Source organism: Paracoccus sp. (in: a-proteobacteria), assembly GCF_032007265.1.
Taxonomy (GTDB): Bacteria; Pseudomonadota; Alphaproteobacteria; order Rhodobacterales; family Rhodobacteraceae; genus Paracoccus.
In genome coordinates, this window is sequence record NZ_DALZMB010000134.1 from 1 (window position 1) to 8,905 (window position 8,905).

Sequence of the window (8,905 nt, forward strand, 5' to 3'; positions counted from 1 at the left end):
GCACTAACTGGTTAATTATTGCGCTTGACTCCGCGCTCGTCAGGAAAGTAACTAGTTAGTGCATTAAGCGTTGACGCTTGCTACTTGCGGATCTGAGGAGAGGTTCGGGCGGCGCATCATGGGGAGGCTAGGAATGTCCACGTTCATCAAGGATTATGTTAACCGTGAGGTCATGACCCGTCGCAAGCTCTTGCTGGCAGGGGCGGCCGGTGTGGCGACGATGGCTGTGCCCGGCGTTTTCGGTCGCGGCCAGGCGCAAGCCGCGCTAAGCGATCCCGCCGTCGCTTGGAGCTATCGTGACCGTGCCTCGGCCTATTGGAATGCGGTCGTGTCGGGGGGCGAGGCTTTCGTTGAATCCATCGGCCGGAACAAATCCGACATGGTCAACCTGATCAGCGAGGGTTCTTCGGAAAAGTCGCTGGCGGATATCAAGGCCTTTCTCGCCAAGACCGGCGGCAATTGCGCCATTGCCTGCGATCCCAATGACAGCCCGAACGCGCGGCCCGTGGTCGAAGCGGTTCAGGCCGCGGGCGGGTATATCTCGACGATCTGGAACAAGACCGATGATCTGCATCCGTGGGATTTCGGCGATAATTACGTCAGCCATATGACCTGGTCGGACGAACAGCCCGCCGAGCAGACCGCGCGCATCCTGTTTGAGGCAATGGGCGGCAAGGGTGGGGTTGTGCATCTGGGCGGCATTGCTGCGAACAATCCCGCGGTCGAGCGGCTGGCCGGGCTGCAAAATGCGCTGAAGGACTTTCCTGATATCGAGCTGCTGGATGCCCAGCCCGCCGATTGGGACACGACCAAGGCAGCCGAGTTGATGTCCTCGTTCCTGACCCGATATGGCGACCGGATTACGGGCGTTCATTGCGCGGCTGACAATATCGCCTATGGCGTGATCGAGGCGCTTCGCGCCGAGGGCATCACCGACATGCCGATTGTGTCCTATGACGGCAATCCCGAGGCGGTGAAGCTGGTTATGGAAGGTCAGATCTTGGCAACCGTTTTCACAAACCCCTATTGGGGCGGCGGTATTGCGGCGGCCTTGGCCTATCATGCGGCCATTGGCACGTTCAAACCCTCTGAGGAACCGCATGCACATCGCGAGTTCTATGGCCCGACCGTCCTGATTACCCAGAAAGACGCCGCCGATTTCAAGGCGCAATATCTGGATAGTACACCCAAATATGACTGGACCGATTTCTGGGGCCCGAGCAACGGCCAGATCCAGTACCGCTGATTTTCTGAAAAATCGATGGGTTGACCGCTCTGCGGTCCTCCCCGCCGCCCTTCAGGGCGCGGTCGGTCCAGCAGTGTTGAGGAGAACTGCGTTGAAGTTGAAGCTCACACGCGAGAGTATCATCCGATGGGCTCCGGCCCTTGTGCTGGTTGGGTTGGTGGTCCTATTTACAGTGATCAACCCAGCCTTTCTGTCGCAACGCAACCTTGCCCGGATCGCGGTTGCCTCGGCCCCGGCGATGATGGTGGCGCTTGGCGTCACCTTCATCATCGTCATGGGCTCGATTGACCTGTCGATGGAGGGGGCGGTGTCGCTATGCGCGGTGCTGTTCTGCCTGCTGTTTCTGAAATTGGGCGGCTCGCTCAGCGCGGGGGCTTGGCTCGCCATTCCAGCAATCCTGATTTTCGGTGCCTTCTTTGGATGGCTGACCGGGATGGTTCATGTCCGCCTTCAGATCCCCTCGTTCATGGCAAGCTTAGCGATGGGCTTTGTCGGCACAGGTGCTGCGGTTCTGGTGACCGGAGGCGATATCGTCCGCATTGATGACGATGCTTTCCGCGCTTTGCTTACATGGCGCATTCTTGGCTTTCCGTTAATGGTCCATATCGCGGCGCTGATGGTGCTGGTGGCGTGGTTCATTCAAAACCACACGACCCTTGGTCGCAATTTCTATGCCGTTGGCGGTGGCGAAGAGCTTGCCCATGCCTCGGGCCTGAATGTGCGACGCGTGCGCTTGGCAGGCTTTGCGCTAGCTGGCGTCTTCTACGCAATTGCCGCGATCTTTCAGGTGGCCCGTCTGGGGCAGGCGGAATCGGTGTCCGGCGCGAACTTGATGTTTGTGGCCATCACCTCGGTCGTTGTCGGCGGTGTGGCACTTTGGGGCGGGATTGGCGGCGTGATGAATGCGGTCATCGGCGTTCTGATAGTCAATGTCATCGGCAATGGCATGGTTGTCATCGGTCTACCCAACTACCTCCAAGACGGTTTGCTGGGCCTTCTCGTTATTATCGCGGTCGTTCTATCCACCGACCGCCGCCTTGTCAGTTTCGCGAAGTGAGGTCGGCATGTATCAGTTAAGCTCGGTCGACAAGAAGTTCCCCGGTGTCCATGCGCTCAAGAGCATCGACTTCCACATCAAGCGCGGCGAGATCGTCGGACTGGTCGGCGAAAACGGTGCCGGAAAATCGACGCTGATGAAGGTGATCTACGGCGCTTATCAGCCCGATGGCGGCCAGATCCTGATCGACGGCAAGCCGGTTCATTTCGCCAACCCCCGCCAAGCGATGAAACGCGGCGTTGGCATGGTGTTTCAGGAACAATCGCTGATCCCCAACCTGACGGTGATGGAGAATATCTTTCTTGGCTACGAAGCCCAGTTCACCCGTCTTGGTGTGGTGAATTGGAAGGCCATGGCAGCGGCTGCGAAAAAACAACTGGCCAAGGTGAAGCTAGACATTGATCCGGCAACCGTGACGTCGGCTTTGTCCTTCGCTCAGCGCCAGCTTGTCGAGCTGGCCAAGGTGCTGACGCTTGAGGAACGGGTCGAGGGTGATCTGGTCATCTTGCTCGATGAGCCGACCTCGGTCCTATCCGAGGAGGAGGTGAAGCTTCTCTTCAAGCTGGTGCGCGAACTGACCAGCCGGGCCTCGTTCATCTTCGTCAGCCACCGCATGGATGAGGTGATGGAGCTTTCTGACCGTATCTATGTGATGAAGGACGGGCAGGTGATGGATGTCGTCACCAAAGCCGAGGCTGACGCGAGTGCAATCCAGCACAAGATGGTCGGCCGCCATGTTGACCGCGAATATTACCGCGAGCAGCGCCAGAAAACCTATGACAGCTCGCGCAAGCTGTTCGAGATGCGCGACATCGTTCTGCCGGGCCGTCCCCATAAGCTGAACCTTGCGCTGCATCCGGGCGAGGTTTTGTGTCTGGTTGGGACCGAAGGTTCGGGGCGAGAAGCGATCTTGCGCACGATTTACGGCATGCTTTCTCCGGTCTCGGGGCATTTCGAGATCAAGGGGCAAGCGCTTCGGGGTTTCAATCCGCGCCGCTCGGTTGCGATGGGCGTGGGCTATGTCCCGCGTGAGCGCAAGATCGAAGGCATCGTCGCCGGGATGAATGTCTATGAGAATATGACCTTGGCCCAGCTCGGCCGCTATTCGAAGGCAGGCGTGCTTGGTGTTGGGCGCGAAAAGGCGCTGGCGAGGGACTGGATCAAGAAACTGTCGATCAAGGCCCATTCCGAATACGCCGATTGCGGCAACCTCTCGGGCGGCAATCAGCAGAAGGTTGTCTTGTCGAAGTGGCGCTCGGGCGGATCTGACATCATGCTCTTGGACCATCCGACGCGGGGCCTCGATATCGGCGCCAAGGAAGACGTCTATGACATGATCCGCGACATGAGCGACGACGGCGCCGGGATCGTTCTGGTCGCCGATACACTGGAGGAGGCCATCGGCCTCTCGCATACCATCGTCGTTCTGAAGGATGGCGAGATCCAGCACCGTTTCGACTGTCAGCCGGGCGCCAAGCCTTCGCTTTACGACCTTCTCCACCACATGATCTGAGGCCCAGATGAATATGCAACGCATCAAACCGCATCTTCCCTGGATTACCCTGCTGGTCTTGACCGCAGTGGTAGGGGCTGTGGATCCGAACTTTCTGCGTCCCGCGAACCTCTTGAGCCTTGCGGGCGATATCGTGCCCTTGTTCATCATGGCGCTGGGGCTGACATTTGCGATTTATATCGGCGGGATCGACCTTTCGGTGCAGTCCATGGCCAATATGATCACGGTCATTGCATCAATCTATCTTGCCTCGATGGGGGCATGGGTGGCGGTGCTCTGCATCGCGGTGGGCTTTGGTCTGGGGATGGTTTCGGGCTTTTTGACGACCCGGCTCTTTGTGCCCTCCTTCATCTCGACGCTGGCTGTGGGCGGGGTTTGCTTTTCGGTCGCGCAATGGCTGTCGGGCAACCGCGCCTTGAACATGGACGCCGAGCAGCGCAACGCGACCTTTGGCTGGATGATCGGCCATACCGGCATCATCCCGAATGAGCTGTTTCTGGCGGCGGCCTTGTTGGCGCTTTGCCTCTTTATCGAGCGACGCACCGTCCTTGGCCGGGTGCTGAAAGCGGTGGGCGCAGGTGAGCCTGCGGCGAAGGCATCGGGCATCAATGTCGGGCAATACAAGATGCTCGCCTTCGCGATTTCCGGAGCAATGGCTGCGATTGCAGGGCTGCTTTTCTCGGTCAAACTTTCCGGGGGCGCGCCGACCATTGCCAATGGCTTTTTGCTGCCCGCAATCGTCGCAGTTCTAGTTGGGGGCACGCCTTTGACCGGAGGCGTCGGTGGGGTGCTCAATACGCTCATCGGCACGCTGATCGTCGCCGTGATCCGTGCCTCGATGCTCTATCTGGGCGTCAATGCGACGCAGCAGCAGATGCTGTTCGGTCTGGTCCTGATTGCGGCGATTGCATTGACAATTGATCGCTCGAAACTCCGCACAGTGAAGTGAGGTTGCCATGAAAACCATGCAAGCCGCTTTCCTCGTCGCTCCTTATAAGTTCGAGCTGCGCGAGGTGGCCCGCCCACAGATCGGTCCGGACGAGGTGGTGATCCGCGTGATCCGGACCGGCATCTGCGGCACCGACCTGCATATGTTCCACGGCCATTATGCGGCCGATGATCTGCCAATCATTCCGGGCCACGAATTTTGCGGCCTGATTGAGGAGGTCGGCGCGAATATAACCCATCTGGTCCCTGGTCAGATGGTGGTCGCCGATATCAATATCGGTTGTGGGCATTGCTATTGGTGCCGCCGCAATGAAGTGCTCAATTGCCCCGAGATGGTGCAACTTGGCATTACACGCGACGGCGCCTTTGCCGAATTTGTGGCCCTTCCCGGACGGCTGGTCATTCCCGCGCCTGCTGGTATTGCCCCTGAAATTCTTGCGCTGACCGAGCCGGTAGCCTGCGTGGTCCGCGCGGCGCGCAAGGCTCAGGCAGGGATCGCGCAATCGGTGGTCGTTCTGGGCGCGGGGCCGGTCGGTAACCTTCATGTGCAGATGATGCGGCTGGTGGGGGCGGCACCTGTGATCGTGGCCGATCTATCCGCAGAGCGCTGCGCCATGGCCTTTGACGCAGGTGCTGATGCGGCAATCAGCGATCCTGCAGAACTCAAAGCCACGGTACTTGAGCTGACCGAGGGGCGGGGCGCGGACCTGGTGATTGAAAGCGTGGGCCATCCGGCGCTTTACGCCACCGCCTTCGATCTTATCCGTAAGGGCGGCCATGTCGCCTTTTTCGGCCTGACTGGCCCCGATCAGGCCGTGCCGGTGCCGATCCTGCGCACGATCCTTGAAGAAAACAGCCTGAAAGGCTCGGTCGCGGGGATGGGGCAGGATATGCATGATGCGCTGGCTTTGCTGGCACATGGCCGCTTTCGCACCGAGGCCTTTACCACGGCCTCCTATCCTCTGGCGCGTATTCAGGAAGCTTTCGAGACCCTGGCCGAGCGCCCCGCCGATCTTAAGACCCAGATCGTCATTTCGCAGAATTGATCGCTTAGTACTTCCGAGGAGCCTGACATGATGGATCAGAACGCCCGCAAACTTTCCTTGCCCGAGCAGCCACGCGAATTCGGCTTTTTCATCGACGGTGAATGGCGTCAGGGCCGCGATATGGCCGAACAGCGCTCGCCCGCGCATGACGTGCCGGTGACGCGGGTCGCGCGCTGCACCACCGAGGATCTGAATGATGCTGTCGCAGCAGCGCGCCGTGCCTTCGAGGATCGCCGTTGGGCCGGGATTTCGGGCGCTGAGCGTGCGGGCGTGTTGCTGCGTGCAGCCGAGATCCTGCGTCGTCGCTCCGATGAGGTTGCCTATTGGGAGGTCTTGGAAAACGGCAAGCCGATTTCGCAAGCCCGCGCCGAGATTGCAGGCTGCATCGCCTGTTTCGAGACCGCTGCAGGCGCGGCCCGACTGCTGCACGGCGATAGCTTCAACTCGCTGGGGGATGGGCTTTTCGGCATGGTCCTGCGCGAGCCGATTGGCGTTGTCGGGCTGATTACGCCTTGGAATTTCCCTTTCCTGATCCTGTGCGAGCGCGTGCCCTTTATCCTTGCCTCTGGCTGCACGATGGTGGTGAAACCCTCTGAAGTGACCAGCGCGACGACGCTGATCCTTGCCGAGATACTAACCGAGGCGGGCCTGCCAAAGGGCGTTTATAACGTGGTCACGGGTTCGGGGCGTACTATTGGTCAGGCCATGGCCGAGCATCCCGATATCGACATGTTGTCCTTTACCGGCTCGACCGGGGTGGGGCGGTCCTGTGTTCATGCGGCTGCTGACAGCAACTTCAAGAAGCTGGGGTTGGAGTTGGGCGGCAAGAACCCGATCATCGTCTTTGCCGACAGCGATCTGGAGGATGCCGCTGATGCCGCAGCCTTTGGCATCAGCTTCAACACCGGGCAATGCTGCGTTTCCTCGAGCCGGTTGATTGTCGAGGCTTCGGTCGCGGATGAATTCGAGCGTTTGCTCGTCGAAAAAATGCGCCGCATCCGCATCGGCGATCCGCTTGATGAAGCGACCCAAGTTGGCGCCATCACCACGCCCGCGCAAAATGACACAATCTTGAGCTATATCGAAAAGGGCCGGCAGGAAGGCGCGCGAGTGCTGACCGGCGGCGAGATCTTGGAAATCGGCGCGGGCCGCTATATCGCGCCCACGCTCTTTTCGGGCGTGCGCCCCGAGATGGCCATCGCGCGGGACGAGATTTTCGGCCCCGTCCTGTCATCCTTCCGTTTTCAAACCGTGGAAGAAGCGATCGCGCTCGCAAATGATACCGTTTACGGGCTTGCAGCCTCGCTTTGGACGAAGGATCTGGATAAGGCGCTGACCGTGACACGGCGCGTCAGCGCGGGGCGGTTCTGGGTTAATACGATTATGGCGGGCGGTCCGGAAATGCCGCTTGGGGGGTTCAAGCAATCGGGCTGGGGCCGCGAGGCGGGTATCTACGGCGTCGAGGAATATACCCAGATCAAGTCGGTCCATGTCGAAATCGGCAAACGCTCGCATTGGATCGGGTAAAGGAGGCGTCGTGGCGCAGGGATATGATTACGTCATCATTGGCGGTGGCTCGGCCGGTTGCGTGCTGGCAGCGCGCCTCTCGGAAGACAGTCAGGCGCGGGTTTGCCTGATCGAGGCGGGCGGTCGCGACAGCAATCCGCTGATCCATATGCCGGTCGGCTTTGCTAAAATGACGACCGGACCGCTGACTTGGGGACTGGTGACGGCCCCCCAGCGCCACGCCAACGGCCGCGAAATCCCCTATGCTCAGGCGCGGGTTTTGGGTGGTGGCTCTTCGATCAATGCAGAGATTTTTACTCGTGGGCATCCTTCGGACTATGACCGTTGGGTCGAGGAGGGGGCTGAGGGCTGGGGGTCACAAGGCCTGCGTCAGTATTTCCACCGCTCGGAGGGCAACACGACCCTGTCGGGCGAATGGCATGGCACCGATGGTCCTTTGGGCGTGTCGAACCTGCCCAGCCCCAATGCCACGAGTCTGGCTTTCGTCCAAAGCTGCCAAGAGGCGGGGATCCCCTATAATCCCGATTTCAATGGCGCGCGACAAGAGGGCGCGGGCATTTATCAGACGACGATCCGCAACAACCGGCGCTGCTCTGCGGCTGTCGGCTATCTGCGCCCGGCGCTCTCGCGGCCGAACCTGACGGTGCTGACCAACGCGCTGGTGCTGCGGCTGGTCTTTGAGGGGAGCCGCGCGGTCGGCGTCGAATATATCGCGGGCAAAAACGGCGCGCCGGTCGTGGCGCGGGCCGAGCAAGAGGTGATCGTGACTTCGGGGGCCATCGGCTCACCCAAGCTGATGATGCTGTCCGGGGTTGGCCCTGCCGATCATCTGCGCAGTCAGGGGATTGAGGTGGTCCAGGATATGCCTGGCGTGGGGCAGAACCTTCAGGACCATTTCGGCATCGATATTGTGGCCGAGCTGAAGGGGCATGAAAGCCTTGATCGCTATGGTAAGCCGCATTGGATGGTCTGGGCCGGGTTGCAATATATGCTCTTCAATTCGGGACCGGTGACCTCGAACGTGGTTGAGGGCGGGGCATTTTGGTACGCCGACCCCAACGCGCCCTGTCCCGATCTGCAATTTCATTTCCTTGCAGGGGCAGGAGCCGAAGCCGGCGTGCCGTCAGTCCCAAAAGGATCCTCGGGGATTACGCTGAACAGCTATACGTTGCGCCCGAAATCACGGGGCACGGTGACGCTGGGATCTGCCGATCCGCGCGACAATCCAGTGGTCGATCCGAACTTCCTTGCCGATCCAGATGATCTGCGCATCTCGACCGAAGGGGTGAAAATCAGCCGCGAGATCTTCAGTCAGCATTCACTGCAGAAATACATCCGCGAGCTGCGCTTTCCCGATGCGAATGTACGGACCCAGGCGGATTACGAGGCCTATGCGCGCCAATATGGCCGTACCTCATATCATCCGATCGGAACCTGCAAAATGGGCCGGGATGAGATGTCGGTGGTTGATCCGCAATTGCGCGTTCATGGGCTTGACGGGCTGCGGATCTGTGACAGCTCGGTCATGCCCTCGCTGGTCGGCTCGAACACCAATGCGCCGACGATCA

7 protein-coding genes are annotated in these 8,905 nt (G+C 60.0%); all 7 read left to right on the forward strand.

The window, feature by feature from the left end; translation table 11 throughout:
- The first annotated feature begins 133 nt into the window (after window positions 1-133).
- Window positions 134-1,246: a sugar ABC transporter substrate-binding protein gene (locus tag RTS12_RS18660; protein WP_312531196.1), complete on the forward strand. Its 1,113-nt coding sequence runs from the start codon at window positions 134-136 to the stop codon at window positions 1,244-1,246.
- A 91-nt stretch (window positions 1,247-1,337) separates the two neighbouring features.
- The gene (locus RTS12_RS18665) at window positions 1,338-2,303 is read left to right on the forward strand and encodes an ABC transporter permease (protein ID WP_312531198.1); all 966 of its coding nucleotides are present in this window, start codon (window positions 1,338-1,340) and stop codon (window positions 2,301-2,303) included.
- A gap of 7 nt (window positions 2,304-2,310) precedes the next feature.
- Window positions 2,311-3,816 (forward strand): sugar ABC transporter ATP-binding protein, encoded by a 1,506-nt coding sequence (locus tag RTS12_RS18670; protein WP_312531200.1) that lies wholly within the window; start codon window positions 2,311-2,313, stop codon window positions 3,814-3,816.
- A gap of 7 nt (window positions 3,817-3,823) precedes the next feature.
- Window positions 3,824-4,765, forward strand: coding sequence for an ABC transporter permease (locus RTS12_RS18675; RefSeq protein ID WP_312531202.1), 942 nt, complete (start codon window positions 3,824-3,826; stop codon window positions 4,763-4,765).
- A 7-nt stretch (window positions 4,766-4,772) separates the two neighbouring features.
- Window positions 4,773-5,810: an alcohol dehydrogenase catalytic domain-containing protein gene (locus tag RTS12_RS18680; protein ID WP_312531203.1), complete on the forward strand. Its 1,038-nt coding sequence runs from the start codon at window positions 4,773-4,775 to the stop codon at window positions 5,808-5,810.
- Window positions 5,811-5,837: 27 nt separating this feature from the next.
- Window positions 5,838-7,337, forward strand: a complete 1,500-nt coding sequence (locus RTS12_RS18685) for an aldehyde dehydrogenase family protein (RefSeq protein ID WP_312531204.1) — start codon at window positions 5,838-5,840, stop codon at window positions 7,335-7,337.
- 10 nt (window positions 7,338-7,347) lie between these two features.
- Window positions 7,348-8,905: GMC family oxidoreductase (locus RTS12_RS18690; RefSeq protein ID WP_312531206.1), on the forward strand; the 1,558-nt coding region annotated here is incomplete at its 3' end.